General features: G+C 70.6%; 21 protein-coding genes. 13 read left to right on the top strand and 8 right to left on the bottom strand.

Features of this window, described 5'->3' with window-relative positions; translation table 11 throughout:
- Positions 1 to 9: 9 nt before the first annotated feature.
- Complete coding sequence (locus DMB42_RS44180; protein WP_260478307.1) at positions 10 to 663, bottom strand: TetR/AcrR family transcriptional regulator; 654 nt, start codon at positions 661 to 663, stop codon at positions 10 to 12.
- Positions 664 to 734: 71 nt separating this feature from the next.
- Between DMB42_RS44180 and DMB42_RS44175 the strand changes: the two genes are divergently transcribed.
- Positions 735 to 2,162, top strand: coding sequence for an MFS transporter (locus DMB42_RS44175; protein ID WP_125645678.1), 1,428 nt, complete (start codon positions 735 to 737; stop codon positions 2,160 to 2,162).
- Here the strand turns inward: DMB42_RS44175 and DMB42_RS44170 are convergent.
- Positions 2,117 to 4,003: an ABC transporter ATP-binding protein gene (locus DMB42_RS44170; protein ID WP_125645676.1), complete on the bottom strand. Its 1,887-nt coding sequence runs from the start codon at positions 4,001 to 4,003 to the stop codon at positions 2,117 to 2,119. The genes DMB42_RS44175 and DMB42_RS44170 overlap by 46 nt on opposite strands.
- A gap of 34 nt (positions 4,004 to 4,037) precedes the next feature.
- A complete protein-coding gene (locus tag DMB42_RS44165) occupies positions 4,038 to 6,116 on the bottom strand; it encodes a PhoX family phosphatase (protein WP_125645674.1) in 2,079 nt (692 codons plus the stop codon).
- Positions 6,117 to 6,230: 114 nt separating this feature from the next.
- On the opposite strand from DMB42_RS44165, the gene DMB42_RS44160 reads away from it, so the two are divergent.
- A complete protein-coding gene (locus DMB42_RS44160) occupies positions 6,231 to 6,668 on the top strand; it encodes a sterol carrier family protein (RefSeq protein WP_396985647.1) in 438 nt (145 codons plus the stop codon).
- On the opposite strand, the gene DMB42_RS44155 is transcribed toward DMB42_RS44160, so the two are convergent.
- A complete protein-coding gene (locus DMB42_RS44155; RefSeq protein WP_125645672.1) occupies positions 6,665 to 8,281 on the bottom strand; it encodes a DUF4190 domain-containing protein in 1,617 nt (538 codons plus the stop codon). The genes DMB42_RS44160 and DMB42_RS44155 overlap by 4 nt on opposite strands.
- Positions 8,282 to 8,423: 142 nt before the next feature.
- On the opposite strand from DMB42_RS44155, the gene DMB42_RS44150 reads away from it, so the two are divergent.
- The 3 genes from DMB42_RS44150 to purM all read left to right on the top strand — a co-directional run bounded on the left by DMB42_RS44150 (position 8,424) and on the right by purM (position 11,381).
- Positions 8,424 to 8,831: a MarR family winged helix-turn-helix transcriptional regulator gene (locus DMB42_RS44150; RefSeq protein WP_125645670.1), complete on the top strand. Its 408-nt coding sequence runs from the start codon at positions 8,424 to 8,426 to the stop codon at positions 8,829 to 8,831.
- Positions 8,832 to 8,922: 91 nt separating this feature from the next.
- Positions 8,923 to 10,359, top strand: a complete 1,437-nt coding sequence (purF, locus tag DMB42_RS44145) for an amidophosphoribosyltransferase (protein ID WP_125645668.1) — start codon at positions 8,923 to 8,925, stop codon at positions 10,357 to 10,359.
- Positions 10,356 to 11,381: a phosphoribosylformylglycinamidine cyclo-ligase gene (purM, locus tag DMB42_RS44140; RefSeq protein WP_125645666.1), complete on the top strand. Its 1,026-nt coding sequence runs from the start codon at positions 10,356 to 10,358 to the stop codon at positions 11,379 to 11,381. Before purF ends, purM begins: the two co-directional genes overlap by 4 nt.
- Before the next feature lie 7 nt (positions 11,382 to 11,388).
- Here purM and DMB42_RS44135 read toward each other — a convergent pair whose 3' ends face one another.
- Complete coding sequence (locus DMB42_RS44135) at positions 11,389 to 11,934, bottom strand: ABATE domain-containing protein (RefSeq protein ID WP_125645665.1); 546 nt, start codon at positions 11,932 to 11,934, stop codon at positions 11,389 to 11,391.
- Between the two features lie 226 nt (positions 11,935 to 12,160).
- Between DMB42_RS44135 and DMB42_RS56515 the strand changes: the two genes are divergently transcribed.
- Together DMB42_RS56515 and DMB42_RS56510 are read left to right on the top strand one after the other, a co-directional pair.
- The gene (locus tag DMB42_RS56515) at positions 12,161 to 12,562 is read left to right on the top strand and encodes an alpha/beta fold hydrolase (protein WP_396985670.1); all 402 of its coding nucleotides are present in this window, start codon (positions 12,161 to 12,163) and stop codon (positions 12,560 to 12,562) included.
- Complete coding sequence (locus DMB42_RS56510; protein ID WP_396985641.1) at positions 12,549 to 12,719, top strand: alpha/beta fold hydrolase; 171 nt, start codon at positions 12,549 to 12,551, stop codon at positions 12,717 to 12,719. Before DMB42_RS56515 ends, DMB42_RS56510 begins: the two co-directional genes overlap by 14 nt.
- Before the next feature lie 92 nt (positions 12,720 to 12,811).
- Here the strand turns inward: DMB42_RS56510 and DMB42_RS44125 are convergent, their stop codons facing one another.
- Together DMB42_RS44125 and DMB42_RS44120 are read right to left on the bottom strand one after the other, a co-directional pair.
- Complete coding sequence (locus tag DMB42_RS44125; RefSeq protein WP_125645663.1) at positions 12,812 to 13,039, bottom strand: DUF3073 domain-containing protein; 228 nt, start codon at positions 13,037 to 13,039, stop codon at positions 12,812 to 12,814.
- 151 nt (positions 13,040 to 13,190) lie between these two features.
- Positions 13,191 to 14,270, bottom strand: coding sequence for a Glu/Leu/Phe/Val dehydrogenase (locus DMB42_RS44120; RefSeq protein ID WP_125645661.1), 1,080 nt, complete (start codon positions 14,268 to 14,270; stop codon positions 13,191 to 13,193).
- A gap of 106 nt (positions 14,271 to 14,376) precedes the next feature.
- On the opposite strand from DMB42_RS44120, the gene DMB42_RS44115 reads away from it, so the two are divergent.
- Positions 14,377 to 15,240, top strand: a complete 864-nt coding sequence (locus tag DMB42_RS44115; protein WP_125645659.1) for a hypothetical protein — start codon at positions 14,377 to 14,379, stop codon at positions 15,238 to 15,240.
- 322 nt (positions 15,241 to 15,562) lie between these two features.
- Positions 15,563 to 15,766, top strand: a complete 204-nt coding sequence (bldC, locus tag DMB42_RS44110) for a developmental transcriptional regulator BldC (protein WP_013133571.1) — start codon at positions 15,563 to 15,565, stop codon at positions 15,764 to 15,766.
- Positions 15,767 to 15,887: 121 nt separating this feature from the next.
- Here bldC and DMB42_RS44105 read toward each other — a convergent pair whose 3' ends face one another.
- A complete protein-coding gene (locus DMB42_RS44105; protein WP_125645657.1) occupies positions 15,888 to 16,475 on the bottom strand; it encodes a TetR/AcrR family transcriptional regulator in 588 nt (195 codons plus the stop codon).
- A gap of 281 nt (positions 16,476 to 16,756) precedes the next feature.
- Here DMB42_RS44105 and DMB42_RS44100 point away from each other — a divergent pair, with 281 nt between their 5' ends.
- The 4 genes from DMB42_RS44100 (at position 16,757) to DMB42_RS44085 (ending at position 20,742) form a co-directional block, all read left to right on the top strand.
- Positions 16,757 to 17,749, top strand: a complete 993-nt coding sequence (locus tag DMB42_RS44100) for a LacI family DNA-binding transcriptional regulator (RefSeq protein ID WP_125645655.1) — start codon at positions 16,757 to 16,759, stop codon at positions 17,747 to 17,749.
- A 236-nt stretch (positions 17,750 to 17,985) separates the two neighbouring features.
- Positions 17,986 to 18,234 (top strand): hypothetical protein, encoded by a 249-nt coding sequence (locus DMB42_RS44095; protein ID WP_125645653.1) that lies wholly within the window; start codon positions 17,986 to 17,988, stop codon positions 18,232 to 18,234.
- 70 nt (positions 18,235 to 18,304) lie between these two features.
- Positions 18,305 to 19,153 carry an N-acetylmuramoyl-L-alanine amidase gene (locus DMB42_RS44090; RefSeq protein WP_125645651.1) on the top strand — a complete coding sequence of 283 codons (849 nt, stop codon included), beginning with the start codon at positions 18,305 to 18,307 and terminating at the stop codon, positions 19,151 to 19,153.
- Positions 19,150 to 20,742, top strand: a complete 1,593-nt coding sequence (locus DMB42_RS44085) for a beta-N-acetylhexosaminidase (protein ID WP_125645649.1) — start codon at positions 19,150 to 19,152, stop codon at positions 20,740 to 20,742. The genes DMB42_RS44090 and DMB42_RS44085 overlap by 4 nt, the downstream gene beginning before the upstream one ends.
- The last annotated feature ends 5 nt before the right edge of the window (positions 20,743 to 20,747 follow it).

Raw genomic sequence — 20,747 nt, 5'->3', positions numbered from 1 at the left:
ATCCAGACTTTAACGGGAGGCGGCCAGCGCCTCGATGCCGCGCAGCACGAGATCGACGCCGAAGGAGTCGTAGAAGGCCGGGTCGGCCCCCGCGACCAGCGGCGAGGCCATCTCCACCAGGTACGGGTACTTCTCGGCGGACAGCGACTGGAGACCGACCCGCTTGACCCTGACGATCTCCGCGATCTCCTCGCCGGTATGGCCGGCCAGGTGGTGGACGGGCGCGTCGGCGATGGCCAGGGCGCTCTGGAGCAGGTACTTGGTGATCAGGCAGCTCTCCTCGACGTCGAACCCGGCCGTACGGGTCAGGCCCAGCGCCTTGTCCCAGACGACCAGGAAGTTCGGGACGGAGATGGGGTCGATCTGCTCGATCACGTTCTTGGCGCAGGGATGGGTGCGCAGGGTCCTGATGAGGCCCTGGGTCAGGTCGCGCAACTGCTCCTGCCAGGGCCGCTCGTCGGCCGGCTCGGGCACGAAGCCGCCGATCAGGTGGTCGGCCATGCCTACCAGGAGCTGGTCCTTGTTCTTGAAGTGCCAGTAGAGGGCCATCGGCGTCACGCCCAGGTCGGTCGCGAGCCGCCGGATCGTCACGGCGTCGAGCCCTTCGCCGTCGCCGATCTCCAGAGCCCGCACGGCGATGGCCTGCGCGGTCAGTTTTCCCATCACGGTTGACAACTATACGTCGTACAGTTGAACTGTACGACGTACAAGTACGGCGTATAGGAGGCTGTGGCATGCGATGGTGGGCGCTGGGTGCCGTGACACTGGGCACTTTCATGACGTATCTCGACAACAACGTGGGCAATGTCGCACTGCCGACGATCCAGCGGGAGCTCGGGCTGACGATCTCCGGGCTGGAGTGGATCGTGAGCTCGTACATCCTGGTCTTCGCCGGGCTCATGCTGGTCGGCGGCCGGCTCGCGGACTTGTTCGGGGCCCGCCGGGTGTTCCTGGCCGGGCTCGCCGTCTTCACCGTGGCCTCGCTGGCCGCCGGACTGGCCACCTCGGGCGGCATGCTGATCGCGGCGCGGGCCGTCCAGGGCGTGGGGGCCGCGCTGCTCACGCCCACGTCGCTCACCCTGATCAGCCAGCTCTTCCCCGACCCCGGCGAGCGCGGCAGGGCCGTGGGCATCTGGAGCGCGTCCGGCGCGTTGTCCATGGCGCTCGGCCCGGCGACCGGCGGTTTCATCAGCGAGAACCTGCACTGGGGCTGGATCTACCTGATCAACGTGCCGATCGGGATCGCCACCTTCGGCCTGGCGCTCTGGGCGGTCCGGCCCGCGTTCACCCGCCTGCGGCACCGGCTCGACCTGCCCGGCCTGGCCACCTCGGCGCTCGCACTGGTCTCCCTCACGTACGCGCTCATCGAGGGCGACCGCGCCGGTTGGGCGTCGGCCGAGATCCTGGCCGCGTTCGGCCTCGCGGCGGCGGCCGCACTCGGGTTCGCGCTGGTCGAGACGCGGGCCGAGCGCCCGATGATCGACCTGTCGCTCTTCCGCTCCCGCGTGTTCAGCGGCGGCGCGCTCACCATGGGCATCTGGTCGTTCGGCGTGTTCGGCATCTACTTCTTCAGCGCCCTGTGGCTGCAGAACGTGCTCGGCTTCTCCCCCACCCAGGCCGGCCTGGCGTTCGTGCCGATGGCCCTGGTCATGGCGGTCGTCGCCATCCTGTCGCAGCGGATCTCCGCGCGGCTCGGCACCGGCCCGACGGTGGCGCTCGGCATGGCGCTCATGGGCGCGGCGATCTACCTGATCTCCGGCGTCGGGGCCGACGGCGACTACGCCGACGTCGCGCCCTGGTTCCTGCTCTACGGCCTCGGCGGCGGCATGCTGGTGCCGCTGACCTCGGCGATCCTCGGCGGCCTGCCCAAGGAGCGGACCGGCGTGGCCTCAGGCGTGCTGAACGTCTCGCGCGAGGTGTTCGGCCTGCTCGGCATCACCGTGCTCGGCGCGATCCTGAGCTCCAGCCAGAGCGGGAGCGACCAGCCCCCGCTGGTCGCCTTCCTCGACGCCTACCAGTTCACGCTGGTGATCGCCGCGGTGATCGTGCTGGCAGCCATCCCGCTCAGCCTGTACGCCCTGCGCCCCGCCCGGAGCCTGCCCGAGCAGGACGACCCTCAGGCCACCGCCTCCACCGCCTCCACCGTGGGCTCGTCGAACTGAGTGCGGTACAGCTCCTCGTAGCGCCCGCCCAGGGCCAGCAGCTCGGCGTGCGTGCCCCGCTCGGCCACGCGGCCGTCCTCGATCACCAGGATCTGGTCGGCCGCCCGGACGGTGGACAGCCGGTGCGCGATCACCACGGCGGTCCTGCCCTCCAGCGCCTCCCCCAGCGCCGCCTGCACGGCCGCCTCCGAGGTGGAGTCGAGCGCGGCGGTGGCCTCGTCCAGGATCACCACGCGCGGCCTGGCCAGCAGGAGCCGGGCGATCGTCAGGCGCTGGCGCTCGCCGCCGGACAGCCGGTAGCCGCGCTCGCCGACCACCGTGTCCAGCCCGTCGGCCAGCGACTCGACCAGCGTCCGCAGCCTGGCCCTGGTCAGGGCGTCCCAGATCTCCTCCTCGCTCGCCTCCGGCCTGGCCAGCAGCAGGTTCTCCCTGATCGTGTCGTGGAAGAGGTGGCCGTCCTGGGTGACCATGCCGAGGGTGTCGCGGATCGCGTCGAAGCTCAGGTCCCGTACGTCAACGCCGCCGAGGCGGACCGCGCCGGAGTCGACGTCGTACAGTCTGGGCAGGAGCTGGGCGATCGTGGACTTGCCCGCGCCCGACGAGCCCACCAGCGCCACCATCTGGCCCGGCAGGGCCGTGAACGAGACGCCGTGCAGCACCTCCTCGCCGCCCCGCGAGTCCAGCGTGGCGACCTCCTCCAGCGAGGCCAGCGACACCTTGTCGGCCGAGGGGTAGGCGAAGCGCACGTCGTCGAACTCGACCGCGATCGGGCCCTCGGGCACCTCGCGGGCGTCAGGGCGTTCCTGGATGAGCGGCTTGAGGTCGAGCACCTCGAAGACGCGCTCGAAGCTGACCAGGGCGCTCATCACGTCCACGCGGGCGCTGGCGAGGGCCGTCAGGGGCGCGTACAGGCGGGTCAGCAGGAGGGCCAGCGACACGACCGCGCCGGGTTCGAGCTGGTCGCGCAGGGCGTAGAAGCCGCCGAGGCCGTAGACCAGGGCCAGGGCGAGCGCCGAGACCAGGGTCAGGGCCGTGACGAACACCGACTGGTTCATGGCCGAACGCACGCCGATGTCGCGCACCCGCCGCGCCCGCGCGGAGAACTCGGCCGACTCGCGGGCCGGCCGGCCGAACAGCTTCACCAGCGTCGCGCCCGGCGCGGAGAACCGCTCGGTCATCTGGGTGCCCATGGCGGCGTTGTGGTCGGCGGCCTCGCGCCGCAGCCGCGCGATCCGGACGCCCATCCGGCGCGCGGGCAGGACGAAGACTGGCAGGAGCAGTAGCGCGAGCAGCGTGATCTGCCACGAGATGCCGATCATCACGGTGAGCGTCAGCACGAGCTGCACCAGGTTGCCCGCCACGCTGGACAGGGTGTCGGTGAAGGCCCGCTGCGCCCCGATCACGTCGTTGTTCAACCGGCTCACCAGCGCCCCGGTACGCGTCCGCATGAAGAACGCGACCGGCATCCGCTGCACATGGTCGAAGACGGCCGTACGCAGGTCGAGGATCAGTCCTTCGCCGATGGTGGCCGACTGCCAGCGGTTCACCAGGCCGAGCCCGACCTCGGCGAGGGCCAGGCCGGCGATCAGCAGCGCGACCCAGGCCACCACGCCGAACGGCTCACTGTTGAAGATCGCGTCGACCACCCGCCCCGCGAGCAGCGGCGACACCACGGCCAAGCCCGCCAGCACCACGCTGAGCAGCAGGAACAGCGTGATCCTGCGGCGGTGCGGGCGGGCGAACGCGCCGATACGCCGGAGCGTCGCCCGGTTCAGCGGGCGACGCTCGGGACGGTTGTTCATCGAATAAAGCTGATGCCAGGCGGTCACTTCCATGCTCATGGCATGGAGACTATTTCCTCAAGTTAACTTGAGGTCAACTGCCGATCTTCCTGCCCCTGCCGTGCCAGACCACCGCCACCGACGGGCGCGGCTGGTCGCCGTCGGGCCACCGGCTGGCCGGGCTGTCCGGGGTCGCGCCGTCGATCTCACCGGGGTGCTGCACGGCCACGAACACGCTCTTCTGGTCCGCGGTGACCAGCGGGCCGCAGGTCTCCGCGCCGAGCGGGACCGTGAGGAACTGCCGCAGGTGGCCGCGGTCGGAGCCGCGTACCGGCATGACGAACAGGCCGTCGTTGCTGCCGAGCTGGTTGCCGTCGGTGGAGATCCACAGGTTGCCGTCGGCGTCGAACGTCACGTTGTCCGGGCACGAGATCGGCGAGACCTTGCTCTTGTCGAAGCCCGCGAAGTAGGTCGTGGGGTCGTTCGGGTCGCCGCAGACGAGCGGGAGCGACCAGGCGAAGGTGGTCTCGCCGGCGTCGTCGCGCCGCTCGGTCACCTCCAGGATGTGGCCGTGCTTGTTGGACGGGCGCGGGTTAGCCTCGTCCACCTGGGCGGCGGTGCGGTTGGAGTTGTTGGTCAGAGCCACGTAGACGCCGCCGGTGACCGGGTTGCGCTCCATGTCCTCGGGACGGTCCATCTTGGTGGCGCCGACCTTGTCGGCCGCGGTACGGGTGTAGACCAGCACCTCGGCGGCGGTCATGCCGTCCACGTACGACCTGTCGCCCGACACCAGCGGGATCCACTGGCCCGAGCCGTCGAACTGCCCGTCGGCGGGCAGCCTGCCCGACCCGTCGATCTCGGCGGCCGGGCTGTCGCCGGTGAACTTGGCGACGTACAGGGTGCCCTCGTCCAGCAACGCGCGGTTGTGCCGGTCGAAGCCAGGGATGTACCGGTTCTTGGAGACGAACTTGTAGATGTACTCGAAGCGCGAGTCGTCACCCATGTAGACGACCAGGCGGCCGTCCCTGGCCAGGGTGGTGTTGGCGGCCTCGTGCTTGAACCTGCCGAGCGCGGTGCGCTTGATCGGCGTCGAGTCGGGGTCGAACGGGTCGATCTCCACGATCCACCCGAACCTGTTGGCCTCGTTCGGGTGCTTGGCCAGGTCGAAACGCTCCTCGATCCGGTCGAACCGGCGGCTGCTCGCCGGGGTGCCGGCCGTGATCGTGTACCGGGAGATGTACGGCCGCTGCGCCTCGGGCACCTTGTCGCCGTTGACGAAGTACTGGTCGAAGTTCTCCTCGGCGGTCAGGACCGTGCCCCACGGGGTGAAGCCGCCCGAGCAGTTGTTCAGCATGCCGACCGGCACCAGGCCCTTGGGGTCGGCGGCCGTCCTGAGCAGGGCGTGACCGGCGGCCGGGCCGCTGAAACGCATCGGCGTCTGGGCGGTGACGCGCCGGTTGTAGCGGCGGCGGCCCTTGGTGGTCAGCTTCCACTCGCCGGTGCCGCGCACCCGCTCGATCTCCACGACGGAGCCGCCGTACGCGGCCAGCGCGATCCTGATCTGCTCCTCGGTCGCGGCCGCGCCGCCGGTGTACCCGCGGAACATCAGGTTCTCGTCGGTGTACTCGTGGTTCACCCAGAGCAGGCCGCGGTTGTTGCCCATCGGGAAGAACGTCACGTAGTCGCAGTTGTAGCCGAACTGCTTGTTCTGGGCGTCGGCCGTCTGGTTGTCGAAGTCGAAGGCCGGCGCGTCGGGCAGCACCGGGTCACCCCAGCGCACGACCACGGAGGAGGCGTAGCCGTCGGGGATGCGCAGCGCGTCGTCCTTGTTGGGCGGCACGGGGGTGAAGGCGATCCCGCCGCGGCCGTGGAAACCCTCGTCGAGCGGCGCGGCGGCCGCCGCGGCCTGGGCCAGGGGCTCGTCGGCGAAGGCCGGCACCGCGCCCGCCACGCCCACGCCCGCCGCCAGCGCGCCGAGCGCGCCCGCGCGCAGCACGCCGCGGCGCGACAGCGCCTCCTTCACCACGTCGCCGAAATAGGCGTTGCCCGTCGTGTTGGCCACGTCGTGCGCGCACGCGTTCCCGCAGCGGAACTGACAGGTCAGCGCGGATCGGCCGCCTTTGTGCGGGGTGGAAAGCAGCGGCAGCAGCCGTCCCGCCTCAGGGTTCGCCACAGGTCCTCCAGATTTATGCGCAGTTGTACGGCGGGGACGTTACGGTCACCGGCGAAACCCGAGGTGAACGACGACCTCCGTCCCGGTGAACGCTTCCCGCGAGACAATGGGCCCGTGCCACCACGCAAGATGGACCCGGAGAAGTTGCGCGCGGCCGTCGACGGCCAGCTCGTCGCCCTCGACGAGCCGCCCTACGACGGCCCGGCCTCGGCCCTGCCCGACGCCCTGGTCGCGGCGGTGCTGACCGCCTACGACCGCGGGCTCGTCCCCGAGCGCGACGCGGCCAGGCAGGCGGTGCGCCACCTGCTGGAGAAACTGGCCGCCGCGGCGCCCGGCCGCACGGTCGAGGTGCGCGTGCCGCCGTACGCGGCCGTCCAGGCCATACCCGGCCCCCGCCACACCCGCGGCACGCCGCCGAACGTGGTGGAGACCGACGCCCGTACCTGGATGGAGCTGGCGCTCGGCCGGCTGACCTGGGACGAGGCCATGGCCAGGGGCTCGGTCGCGGCGAGCGGGTCCCGCGCCGACCTGTCAGCCCACCTGCCGCTCTAGTGACCCCTGCTCATCCAGGGGAACTTGCTCTCGAAGCACTGGTCGGCGAGCTGACCAGGAAGCTCGCCACACTCCTTGACCACCTTCCAGAACCAGATCGCGACGATCGCGAACAACACCAGCGAGAGCACGCTGATCACGATCCCGGCGATGGCGCGGCCCTTGCCCACCCGCTTGGCCAGGGCCACGCAGCCGAAGACGATCGACAGGATGGCTGTGAGCACGCCGGTGAAGCAGACGAACACCAGGAACGGGCTGGCCACGCCCAGCACCAGCGAGGCGGTGGCCAGGCCGCTGCCCGGGGGTGTGGGCGGCTGGGTGCCGTAGGGGCCGTACTGGCCGTATGGGGGGCCTCCCGGGGGGCCGTAGCCGGGCGGGCCGCCGTAGGGGCTGGACGGGGTGGTGCCGGGCACTGACGGGGTGGCGCTGGGGGCGGACGGCTCGCGGCCTCCCTCGTACGATCCCGCCGGGCCCTCGTAATGCCCGCCGGCCGCGCCCGTCCCCCCGTACGACGCCTCTCCCCCGTACGGCGCCCCAGGCCCACCCGCACCTCCACCGGGAGCACCTGCACCGGGCGCGCCTCCCGGGCCCGGCACGCCTGATCCGGCCGCCTCCCCGTGGGGCGTCTCCGACGGTGTCCCTCCCGGCCCGGCGCCCGGCTCCTGCGGCCCCGCGGCGGCGGCGTGGGGGCCGGTGACCGGGGGCTCGAAGGTGGGTACGTCGCCGTACTCGTAACGGGACGGCGCGGGCCGCCCCGGCTCCTCGTCGGGCTGCGTACCCCAGCCCGGGTAGGCCGGGGTCGCCCCAGGCCGCGGATAGACCTGCGTCGCCTCGGCATCCCCCCCGAACGGCCTCCGCGTCCCCGCGTCACCCTCGGTCGGACTCGGCGTCTCGGGGGAGGTGGGCAGGTCGGGGTGGTCAGGCTGGCCCGCCGGCCTGGGCTCGTGCGTCGGCGGCACGTCGGCCGGCGGCACCACGGGCGGCGCGGGCGCGATCGGCTCCTCGCCCTCCCGCTCGCCACCCCCAGGCTCCTCGAAGATCCACTCATTCTCGTCCCGCCCACCCCCGGCGGCCCCGGGAGCCCCCTCACCCTCAGCCCGCCCAGACGGACGCTCCCCGCCCCCCTCAGCATGCCGAGCACCGGCCTGAGCGCCAGGCTGAGCGCCTCCGGGCTCCGGCGGGCGGGCGTGGCTGCCGTGCGGCGCGCTCTCGCGCCCAGGCGCGCTCTCATGGCCGCTCTCATGGCCGGGCTCGTGGTCGGGCGTGGTCCACTCCTCCGGGGTCTCCCCTCCGCCGGTGGGCCCCGCGCCGGGCGGGCCACCGACGGCCCACTGCTCCGGACTCCACTCACCGCTCGTGGGCCCGCCCTCGTACGGTCCGCCCTCGTACGGTCCAGCTTCGTACGGCCTGCCCTCGTGCGGCCCAGCTTCGTGCGGCCCGCCCTCCGGAGGCTCCGCGCCGGTCGCCGGCCGATCCTCCTCGGCCGCGCCCTCCCGCCACCATTCGGGCGTGTGCTGCGGCGGCGTCTGCTCGGGCCGGCCCTCTCGGTCCTGGCCTTCGCGGTACGGGTCCTGCCCCTCGCGGGGCTCGTTGGGGTCCCCAGGTGTGGTCACGTCTGCGTCTCCCGACGGGTATGCATGCCGGATACTTCACCTTTTCGCGGAGGCCATCGGCAAAAGCGCACGACACGGTAAGACGGCCGCCATCCTTGGGTCACCATGCGCCAAAGCGGCAGGCGCTGGGCAAGATGAGTGCATGCTGGACGAGACCCTGACGTACGCCCTGATCAAGGTCGTGAAGGCCCACCGCAACCGAATGGCCGCCGCCCTGGTGCCGCTGGGCCTGCACGTGGGCCAGGAGTTGCTGCTCAACCAGCTCTGGCGGCAGGACGGCCTCACCCAGGGCGAGCTGATCTCCCGGCTGGGCGTCGAGCCGCCCACCGTCACCAAGACCCTCCAGCGCCTAGAACGTTCCGGCCTCGTCTACCGCTCCCCCGACCCCGAACGCCCCCGCGTGGCCCGCGTGCACCTGACCGAGGCCGGAAAGGCGCTGCGCGAGCCGGTCGAGGAGATCTGGACGAGAACGGACGAACAACTCCAGCGTGGCCTGAACGACACCGAACGCGACCTGCTCGCCCGCCTCGTCCGCGCGATGCCCCGCTGACCCGCGTCCAACACCAGGCAGATGCCCTCACATCAGCAGATGTCGCACCCGGGTGTGCAAGCACGGAAGCTCTCAACCTAAACTGAGGCATGTGCTGAAGGGCGACGGCCGGCTCGGCCATGACCTGGACCCCCACGACCGCGCACCCAAAGACGCCTGTGGCGTCTTCGGCGTCTGGGCTCCAGGCGAGGAAGTTTCCAAACTCACCTACTACGGGCTGTACGCGTTGCAGCACCGCGGCCAGGAGTCCGCGGGCATCGCGGTCAGCGAGGGCAGCCGCATCCTCGTCTACAAGGACATGGGCCTGGTGGCCCAGGTCTTCGACGAGTCGGTGCTCGGCACCCTCCGCGGCCACCTGGCCATCGGCCACTGCCGTTACTCCACCACCGGTTCCAGCGTGTGGGAGAACGCCCAGCCGACCCTCAGCTCCACCGAGGTCGGCGGGCTCGCGCTCGCGCACAACGGCAACCTGATCAACACGCCGGAGCTGGCCGAGCGCCTGGCCCCCGGCTCCACCAGGGCGACCACCGACACCGAGGTCCTCACCTCGCTGCTGGCCCAGGACCGCACGCGGTCCATCGAGGAGTCGGCCGCCGAGCTGCTGCCGCAGGTCAAGGGCGCCTACTCGCTGGTCTTCATGGACGAGACGACCCTCTACGCGGCCCGCGACCCGCAGGGCATCCGCCCGCTGGTGCTGGGCCGCCTGGAGCGCGGCTGGGTGGTGGCCTCGGAGACGGCGGCGCTCGACATCGTGGGCGCCACGTTCGTCCGCGAGATCGAGCCCGGCGAGCTGCTCACCATCGACGAGGACGGCGTCAGGTCGCGCCGCTTCGCGCTGGCCGAGCCCAAGGGCTGCCTGTTCGAGTACGTCTACCTCGCCCGCCCCGACACCACCATCGCGGGCCGCGGCGTGCAGGTCACCCGGGTCGAGGTCGGCCGCGTGCTGGCCCGCGAGCACCCGGTCGAGGCCGACCTGGTCATCCCCACGCCCGAGTCCGGCACCCCGGCCGCCGTCGGCTACGCCGAGGAGAGCGGCATCCCGTACGGCCAGGGCCTGGTGAAGAACTCCTACGTGGGCCGCACGTTCATCCAGCCCTCGCAGACCATCCGCCAGCTGGGCATCCGGCTCAAGCTCAACCCGCTGCGCGAGGTCGTCGAGGGCAAGCGCCTGGTGGTCGTCGACGACTCGATCGTGCGCGGCAACACCCAGCGCGCGATCGTGAAGATGTTGCGCGAGGCGGGGGCGCGCGAGGTGCACGTACGCATCTCCTCGCCGCCCGTGAGCTGGCCCTGCTTCTACGGCATCGACTTCGCGACCAGGGCCGAGCTGATCGCCGGTTCGCTGTCGGTCGAGGAGATCCGGGCCTCGCTGGGCGCCGACTCGCTGGGGTACATCTCCCTGGAGGGCCTGACCAAGGCCACCACCATCCCCGCCGAGCGCCTGTGCCGAGCCTGCTTCGACGGCTCGTACCCGATCCCGATCGACCAGGACAACGTGGGCAAGTTCGTGTTGGAGAGCAAAGCGTGAGCACATACGAGGCCGCCGGCGTCGACATCGAGGCGGGCGAGCGCGCCGTCACCCTGATGAAGGACAAGGTGGCGCGGGCCCGCCGGCCTGAAGTGGTCGACGACGCCAGCGGCTTCGCCGGGCTCTTCGACGCCTCGGCGCTGCTGCGTTACCGGCGTCCGCTGCTGGCCTCCTCCACCGACGGCGTGGGCACGAAGGTCATGATCGCCCAGCGCTACGGCAAGCACGACACGATCGGCATCGACCTGGTCGGCATGGTCCTCGACGACCTGGTGGTCTGCGGGGCCGAGCCGCTGTTCATGACCGACTACATCGCCGTGGGCAAGGTCGTTCCCGAGCGCGTCGCCGAGATCGTCGGCGGCGTGGCCGAGGGGTGCCGCCTGGCCGGGGCGGCGCTGGTCGGCGGCGAGACCGCCGAGCACCCCGGCGCCATGGGCCCCGACGAGTACGACCTGGCCGGCGCCGGCACCGGCGTGGTCGAGGCCGACGCCATGCTGGGCCCCGACCGGGTCAGGGAGGGCGACGTCGTCCTCGGGCTCGCCTCCTCCGGCGTCCACTCCAACGGCTACTCGCTGGTGCGTCACGTACTGCGTGAGGCGTCGTTGTCGCTCGACGCGGTGCTGCCCGAGCTGGGCCGCCCGCTCGGCGAGGAGCTGCTGGAGCCGACCCGCATCTACTCGCTCGACTGCCTCGAACTGGCCCGGAAGACCGAGGTGCACGCGTTCTCGCACATCACGGGCGGCGGGCTGGAGGCCAACCTGTCGCGGTCGCTCCCCGGTCACCTCGACGCGCTGCTCGACCGGTCCTCCTGGACCCCTCCCGCGATCTTCGGCGTGCTCGCCGGACACGGGCAGATCGCCCAGAAGGACATGGACCGTACGTTCAACCTGGGTGTGGGCATGGCGGCCGTGGTGGCTCCCGAGGCGGCCGACGAGGCCGTCCGGGTGCTCGGCGGGCGCGGGCTCGACGCCTGGGTGCTGGGCGAGATCGTCGCGGGCTCGGGCCAGGCCCGCTACCGCTGACCCGCGTTCACTCCGGCTTGTGCCGCCGGTAGTGGCGGGCCACGCGCACCCGGTTGCCGCACAGCTCGGGCGAGCACCAGCGGCGCCGGGGATGCGCGGGCAGGAAGATCATCCGGCATCCCGGGCCCTCGCAGGCCCGGATCCGGCCCGCCGCCGGATCGGTCAGCAGGTCGGCCGCGGCCTCGGCTAGCTGGGCGAGCAGCCGGGCCCGCCGGTCGCCGTCCCTGCGCGCGCCCTTGGTCAGGGCGCCGCCCGCGACGTCCAGACGCGCGTACGCGGGCGCGGCGCGCATCGCCACGTTGATCGCCTCGACCGTCTCCCGGGACGGCCCCTCGCCCCGGCGCACCGCGTCGACCGCCGCCTCCACGTGCGCCCGCAGGTCGCGCACCGCGCCGAGATCGTCCGCCGTGAACGGCCCCTCGGACGGGGTCAGCCGCCCCGCCTGACGATCGAGCCAGATCCCGAACCCCTCGGGCGTGTCAAGGGCGTCGAAGTCACGGGTACGGGTGTTCACCAGGTCCAGCGCGAGCGGCTCGCCGATCAGGAGCTCCATGACTCTAATGCTACATCGCCTACTTGACCCGTTAGAAGCGGGCTCGCTATAACTAATGCATCATTGAGCGAAAGAGGCATTAGATATAGAGATCCCGCAGATCCGCCACGGTTTCGTGGACGTCGACGGCGTACAGGTGTTCTACCGGGAGGCCGGCCCCCGGGACGGTTTGCCCGTACTGCTGCTGCACGGCTTCCCCTCGGCCTCGCACCAGTACCGGCGCCTGATGGACGCCCTGGGCGGCACCCCCTACCGCCTGATCGCGCCGGACTACCCCGGTTTCGGCCACACGCGGGCACCTGACGACTTCGTCTACTCCTTCGACCGCCTCGCGGACGTGGTCGAGGGTTTCGTGCAGCGGATCGGCCTTGAGCGGTTCGCCTGGTACGCCTTCGACTTCGGCGGCCCTGCCCGTCACCCGCGGCCAGTACGAGGGCGGCGCGTCGGACGTCTCAGCGGTCGCACCCGACGGATGGACCCTCGACCAGCACTTCCTCGACCTGCCCGGACGCCAGGAGGCCCAGCTCGCGCTCGCGCTGGACTACCGCTCCAACCTCGCGCACTACGCCGGCTGGCAGGCATGGCTGCGCGACCACCGGCCGCCCACGCTGATCGTGTGGGGACGTGAGGACGCCTTCTTCCCGGAGGCGGGCGCGCACGCCTACCTGCGGGACCTGCCGGACGCCGAGCTGCACGTGCTCGACACCGGGCACTTCGCGCTTGAGGACAAGCTCCCCGAGATCGCACCGCTGATCGCGGACTTCCTCGACCGCACGCAAGCGTGACGAAGGCCCCACGGTTGCCCGTGGGGCCCGACGATCATGAACGAGGATCCGGCAGGACGCCGGACCCTCGGCCACGTCACTCTGAAGAACGGCTATCGGCGGCCGGATGGACGGCCGTCGTCGTCGTCTCCGGAGCCATAGTCATCGGCGTAATCGGCATAGCGATCCGCCAGCTCATCGTTGAGGTCGTCGGCGTCGTCATTGCTGGAGTCGCCGACCCCGAGTTCGTCGCGAAGACGGTCAAGATCCGTGCCACCGCTGTTGTACTTCAGCTGGCGAGCAACCTTGACCTGCTTGGCCTTTGCTCGGCCGCGCCCCATTGGCTCGACCCCCTCGTGTGGGGTCGTCCCCGACCCCTCGTCGCTAACGCACCACACACTGACGCCGCCTGACTTTGGACGTCAGCCTATCGTTCGCCTATTACCGTACCTGTTTTGTGCCCAGCTCGGTACGTCGTATGGGCGTGGGGCGTCAGTGGCCCAGCCAAATGGCCCTTATACGCCCGACTTCCGACATTCTGCGCTCGGCTAGCCTATCCGCTGCCGCGGCCGGCGGAACGCCCTCGTCGGACGCGATCCCGAAGATCTTCAGAGTCGTGTCGTAGATCTGGGCCGCCTTCGCCCTGGCGCGTTCCATACTGAACCCCTCGATCTCGTCGGCGACCTGGATGACGCCGCCGGAGTTCACCACGTAGTCGGGCGCGTACAGGATCCCGCGGTCGGCCAGTTGCTTCTCGACCCCGGGGTGCGCGAGCTGGTTGTTGGCCGCGCCGCACACGATCCTGGCCCGCAGACCGGCCACCGTGGTGTCGTCGAGCGCGCCGCCCAGCGCGCAGGGCGCGAAGACGTCGATGTCGGACGTCGTGAGCGCCTGGGCGTCGGCGACCACCTCGACCTCCGGATGCCTCTGGCGCACCCGTTCGATCGCCCTCGGGTCGACGTCGCAGATCACCACCTCGGCGCCGGCCTCGCGCAGCCCGTTGACCAGGCGGTGGCCCACCTTCCCGACCCCCTCGACACCGACCCGCCGGCCGTGCAGCGACGGGGTGCCGAACACGCGTTCGGCCGAGGCGCGCATGCCCTGGAAGACGCCGAACGAGGTGAGGACGGAGGAGTCGCCGGCGCCGCCGTGGGCCAGGGTGCGGCCGGTGACGTGGCGGGACTCCCGCGCGACGACGTCCATGTCCTCGCTGTAGGTGCCGACGTCGCAGGCGGTGATGTAGCGCCCCCCGAGCGACTCGACGAACCTGCCGTAGGCGCGCAGCAGCGCCTCGCTCTTGAGCCGCGCCGGGTCGCCGATGATGACGGCCTTGCCGCCGCCGAGGTCGAGCCCGGCCAGCGCGTTCTTGTAGGACATGCCCCTGGCCAGGTTGAGCACGTCGGCCAGGGCCGCCTGCTCGTTCTCGTACGGGTAGAACCTGGTGCCGCCCAGCGCGGGGCCGAGTGCCGTGTTGTGGACGGCGATGATGGCACGCAGGCCGCTCTGCTCGTCGGCGCAGAAGACGACCTGCTCGTGGACGTCCTTGTGGGACGTGCCGAAGACGTCGGTCACGGTAGTGACTCCCTGTCCGGTCCACCGCTTCTTTGCGGCGGAGATCACTCTCAGAGTAGTAAGCCTCAACGGTGCACGCAGGTGCTCTTCGTGACACGATGCCTCCGTGCTGCCCTATGCCGCCTACCTCCGCGTCTATGAGCCACTGACCGCGTTCGCCGAGTCCGAGCGCAAGCTGTGGGCCGATTACGCCGACTCACGCGACCGTCCGCGCCGGGCGAACGCGCTCAATGCGGAGCACGGTGAGTCGGTCATGCGACTGCTCGGCATGCCCCCTCAACCCGTTCCCGCTCAGGAGAGCCCCAACGCCTATCTGCGGCGTGTTGAGGACCGTTTGTACGTTTGCCCTTGGCAGACCCGGTTGCGCTCGTGGCTGGCGTTCTCACGGCTTCGTGGCGCCACTCCGGTGAAGCTGATGGACCGGCTCGTGCCGAAAGCCATCGCGGAGCAGACGGCCGACGACTTCGACCGGTTCAAGCGGCAGGCCGGTTCGTCCGCCTTGCGTACGCACATTCGCACCACGGCGTGGCATGTGCCGCCATCGTGGTTCGTGCCGTTTGATGGGAACGAGCGCTGGCTGGTGCTCGGCTCCTCCACCCCGGGACAGGACGTGACGACCGCTACGGGCCGTAACCTCATCTACGTCACCTCCATGGCACAGGCCAGGAGGCGGGCCGCCCGCGCCCTCAACGTGCTGCGCAGGCATCTCGGCGACGTGTCGTCCAACTTCGACGTGGAGGACATCGCGCGGTGGCTGGAGGAGTTCCACCCGCACTCGCTGGTGGAGCTCGACTACGGCGGCCTGGTCCACCTGATGAACGACGACGCCTTGCAGGCCGACCAGTCGGTTGCTGAGCTTTCGGCCGCTTTGACCGGTCTGGACACGGGTCAAGAAGAACTTGCCTATGCCATGTACCAGCGCGTCATCCTTCGGTGGAAGTCAATGCAACAGCTGGAATCTGCCAACTGAGCCCCAAAACAACCGTCTGACCTGCATGAGTAGGTCACGTCTCCCGGCTGCTCTCTTCTGCGAACTGAGTAGTTTGCCGTTTTCACTGCGATACCACGAACCGTGTCGCTAGAATCACCGAGCGTGACATCGCCACGGGGGCGGGCAGTTGGGTCAAAGAAGGGCTCGCCAATCGCTCTGCGTGGCGGTATGGTCACATCGGGTGATGCCGCATATGGCTCAGAAAAGCCGCACGCTCTGTGCCATAGGGGGACATCCGTGACACGCGCAAAAGCAGTCACAGGATCGCTAAGCCGGTCCACACGGAGGAGAGGCCGCACAAATGTCAGCTCGTACACCCGAGGCCGAGCCGCTGCTCACGCCCGCTGAGGTCGCGACCATGTTCAGGGTCGACCCCAAGACCGTTACGCGGTGGGCCAAGGCGGGCAAGTTGACGTCGATTCGTACCCTCGGTGGTCATCGGCGTTACCGGGAGACCGAGGTTCGCGCACTGCTGGCGGGCATTCCGCAGCAGCGTTCCGAGTAGTCGAGAGGGTCGTCACGAACCTCAGGGGGGTTGAGGGTGGACCAGGTACGCTTGCCCGGTCCACCGACGTGACGTCGCACGGGGAAGTTGGCGTCGCCCGCCCGGCGCCACTCTTCCCCCGCTATGCCAGCTGCTCCCTGGTGAGAAGTTCGAGCAGCCGGCCGACGTCGCCGTCGTAGGCGGCGGCGACGCCCAGCAGCGCCACCATGTGATCGACGAGCATCTTCTCCAGCGTCGGCCGCTCGACGTCGCGGTGTTCCAGCCAGTCGAGGCCGGCCGTCTCCACGGAGGCGATCCACGAGCGCAGCGTGGTGCGCAACACCGGGCTCGGCTCGTCGACGCGCATCTGCTTCTGGATGAGGCGGAACAGCCTCCGGCGCACGCCGTCGACGATCTCCCCCACCTCGCCCGCCCGGTTGGCGGGCCCTCCGCGCAGCAGCGCGGCGAAGCCGGCGGCGTGCTCCTCGACGAAGTCGAAGTAACGCCCGAGGCCCGCGGCCAGCTCGTCGAGCGGCCTGCCGCCCCCGGTCGGCCGCAGCCGCGACTCCAGTTGCTCGGCCGCGCTCTTCAGCGCCGCCACGTAGAGCTCCTGCTTGCCGCCGAAGTAGTGGTAGACGAGCGCCCGTGAGGCGCCGGCCGCCGAGGCGACGTCGTCGATCGAGACGTCCTCGGCGTCACGGGTGCTGAACAGCTCCAGCGCAGCCGCCATGAGCTCTTCGCGACGGCGGTCCACACTCAGCCTTCGGCGTGCGGGGCGTGCCGTCTCGGCTGACTTCCCGGGTGTCACACCAGCACAGTATCCGACGCCGTGCCCAATAGCGGACGTGTGGCGAATGGGTCAATATCAGGCTTCCCTAACCCGAAGCCGTACCCTGCGGCTTGCTCGATCGTTTGGTGAGACAGGTGCCCATATCCGCATCGCGGGGGAGACACATGTCAGGACCGCCCGTCAACACTTCAACCATCGCCGAGCTCCGCGAGGTAGATCCATTGCCTCGGCCACGACCCACCATCCGCAACGTCGCCGAGCGAGCCGGCGTCTCCAAGTCGCTGGTCTCACTCGTGCTGCGCGGATCCCCGCACGTGAGTGAGCATCGGCGGCAGGCAGTACTCCAGGCGGCACGCGAGCTCGGCTACCGGCCGAACGCGGTCGCGCGCAGCCTGGTGGAAGGTCGTACGCATCTGGTCGGCGCGCTCGTCGCCGATCTGCACAACCCGTTCTACGCCGAGTTCCTCGACGGCCTGCAGGAGAGCCTGCACGGCGACGGGCTGCGCATGCTGATCGGGAACAGCCAGTGGGACCCGGCGTTCGAGGACGAGGCCGTCGAGGCCTTCCTGGAGCTGCGGGTCGACGGGCTGGTGCTCTTAGGCATCGCACCGACCAGCGAGACGCTGATCGAGGCGACCGCCTACACCCCGACCGTCGTCGTAGGGGAACGTGACATCGAGCTCGACGGCGTCGACATCGTGGTCGACGACGACCAGCTCGGCGCCCGTCTGGCCATCGACCACCTGGTGAACCTCGGGCACAAGCGGATCGCGCACATCGAGGGCCCCCGGTCCTCGCGCTGCGAGGGGTACCTCGTGGCGATGCGGCGGCATTCGCTGGCGCCGTACATCATGGTCGAGGCCGCGGACGCGAACGAGGAGAGCGGCCGGGAGGCGGCGATCGCGCTGCTGACCCGCGACCCGCGGCCGACGGCCGTGTTCGCGGCGAACGACGTGGTCGCGCTCGGCGTGCTGGCGGCCGCGGCCGAGCTGGGGCTGCGGGTGCCGGACGACCTGTCCGTGGTCGGCTACGACAACACACACCTGTCGGCCTCCAGGCACATCTCGCTCACCTCGGTCGACCAGCCGCGCCGCGCCATGGGCAGGTCGGCGGCGGCGCTGCTGAGCGACAGGATCGGCGAGCCGGCCAAGGGCGCCCGGCTGCGCGAGATCCAGCCCGAACTGATCGTGCGTCGCAGCACGGGACCCGCCTGAGGGGAAAGCAGCACGGGACCTGCCTGAGGGGAAATCTGCCGGTTGCGCTGCCGTTGCGGGCCTTCGTCGGGCGCCGCAATGGCACGGCGGGCCAATGTGCAGGTCTCTCGTCGGCAAGCCCGCCCAAAGCCTGGGTCAAGCCGTACGGCAGCGTCGCCGCACGGCGGTTTACTCGACAGGGTCATGCTAATTGTGGCCGAATCTGGTTCGGTCACGATCTGATCCGGGGGACAGTCATGCGTGATCCAGAACTGGTGTCCTGCGCCCAGCGCGCGGCGGCCGAGCTCGAACGCGCCTGGGGGCACTGGCGGGCGGGCAGGGGGCGGGGCACCGACGTCGGCGCCGAGTCCGTCGCCAGCTACGTGGCGCACTCCCTCGACCACCCGTGGGGCCGCCCCCGCGTCGTCCTCGGCCTCGACGCCGAGGACGCGCGGGAGCTGGCCGCCCTGCTGGAAAGGCAGGAGGTCGGCGAGCACGTCTGGTGAGGCGACGACCGACGCGCAGGATTCCTGGTCATACCGGCCTGAACGCGTGGCTTCACGTAAGTTGGAGCGCATGCGTGCTCTACCAGCCACCGTCCTCGCCGTCTGCGGCCTGATCGCCTCCGCGTGCGGCGGCACCGAGCCCGGTGGCGCCGCGGCAGGTCAGGCCGCCTCCTCCGCCCAGGGGACCGGCAAGGCGTCCGTCCAGGACGGGCCGACGGAGACGGCCACGGCGCGGCAGGCGCCGCCCGGGGCCAAACCGCTCGCCGGCAAGGTCATCGTCATCGACCCCGGGCACAACGGCGGCAACTACCGCCATCCGGCCGAGATCAACCGCAAGGTCAACGTGCTGACCCAGATGAAGGCCTGCGACACGACCGGCACGGCCACGAAGAGCGGTTACAGCGAGGCCGCCTTCACCTGGGACGTCTCCAACCGCATGGTGAAGATCCTCGAGCAGCGCGGCGCGACCGTCAAGCTGACCAGGTCGAACAACGACAGCGTCGGCCCGTGCATCGACAAGCGGGCCGCGATCGGCAACAAGGCCCATGCCGACGTCGCGATCTCGGTCCACGGCGACGGCTCGGACAACCCCTCGCACCGGGGGTTCCATGTGATCATCCCGAAGAAGATCAACGGGCCGGTCGACAAGGTCGTGGGCGCCTCGACCAAGCTGGGGATCGACGTGCGCGACGCCTACCTCAAGGGCACCGGCATCCCCTACTCCAACTACGTCGGCACCAAGGCACTGAACTTCCGCAACGACATCGGTGGGCTCAACCTCTCGACCGTGCCGAAGGTCCTCGTCGAGTGCGGCAACATGCGCAACGCCATCGACGCGGCCAAGTTCCAGGACCCGAAGTTCAGGCAGCGGATCGCCTTGGCACTCGCGAACGGGATGCAGCACTATCTCGAAGCATGATTCCTCGCCCAGAGCTGCTCAGTGATCTTTCCGGCTCCTTCGAGCTGACCTCGGGCGCGACCGTCGCCGGTCCGTTCGCGGACGCGGTACGTCGCGCACTCCCCCTTCTCGACCTGCGCCCGGGAGACTCCGGCGAGATCGAGGTACGCCAGGATCCCGCGCTCGGCGAGGAGTCCTACCGGCTGGCCACCGGCTCGCGCGGCGTGGAGATCGTCGCCGGCGGGGCGGCGGGCGCGTTCTACGCGGCGCAGTCGTTGCACCAGTTGTTGCCGGACGCCTCCTACCGCTTCTCGGACAGGGCGTCGTGGCGGGTGCCCGGGGTGCGGATCGAGGACTCGCCGCGGTTCGCCTGGCGCGGGCTGCACCTCGACGTTGCGCGGCATTTCTCCACCAAGCGGGAGGTGCTCCGGCTGATCGACCTGATGGCCGCGCACAAGCTGAACCGGCTGCACCTCCACCTGGTGGACGACCAGGGGTGGCGGGTGGAGAGCAAGGCGTACCCGCTGTTGCAGGAGGTCTCATCGCACCGGCCGCGGACGGCCGTCAACTACTACCGGGAGCCGGAGGCGTACGAGGACATCCCGCACGGCGGCTACTACTCGCTGGACGACCTGGCCGAGATCGGGGCGTACGCGCGGTCCAGGTTCGTCACGGTGGTGCCCGAGATCGACGTGCCGGGGCACGCCTCGGCGATCCTGGCCGCCTATCCCGAGCTCGGCGCGACCGGCGAGCGCTACGACGTGCTCGACCGGTGGGGCATCTCGCCGGCGATCCTGTCGCCGCTGCCGCCGACGATCGAGTTCCTGACCACGGTCTTCGACGAGATCATCGGGGCGCTGGGCGAGGTGCCCTTCTTCCACATCGGCGGGGACGAGGTCGTGCTCGACCACTGGGCGGAGTCGGCGGAGATCACGGCCTACCGCGACTCGCTGGAGCTGGCCACGAGCCCGGACCTCCAGGCGTGGTTCCTGCGCGCGCTGGCCGACGCCCTCGCCGAGCGCGGCGCCCGTACGGTGGTGTGGGACGAGGCGTTCGTCGCCGGCGGGCTGCGCCAGGACACGGTGGTCATGCCGTGGCGCGGCATGGGCGTGGGACGGCGGGCCGCCGCTGCGGGGCACGACGTGGTGGCCACGCCGGTGTTCCCGCTCTACTTCGACTACGCCGAGGCGGCCTCGGCCGACGAACCGATGGCCATCGGCGACACCACCACGATGGCGGACGTGGCCGCGTTCGACCCGGCCCCGGCCGACTGGACGGAGGAGGAGCGGGCCCGCGTGATGGGCGTGCAGGCGCAGCTCTGGACCGAGCGCGTGCCCGACCCGCGGACGGTCGACTACCGGCTGTGGCCGCGCTCGTGCGCGCTGGCCGAGGTGGCGTGGGCCGGCTCGGGCGGCGACGGGTTCGACGAGCGGCTGCGCGAGCACCTCGGGCGGCTGGACGCGATGGGCGTGGAGTACCGGCCGCCGGCGGGTCCGCGTCCGTGGCAGCGGCGGCGTCCGCACCGGCCGAGCGGGGTGAAGGTCACCGACGTGATGGCGCGGATCGACGGCATGACGCACGACGCGGAGTCGACCCGGCCGAGCGTCTGACCGCC

This window comes from Nonomuraea sp. WAC 01424, from assembly GCF_003947315.1.
Taxonomy (GTDB): domain Bacteria; phylum Actinomycetota; class Actinomycetes; order Streptosporangiales; family Streptosporangiaceae; genus Nonomuraea; species Nonomuraea spiralis.
This window is presented reverse-complemented; position numbering and strand designations above follow the sequence as displayed.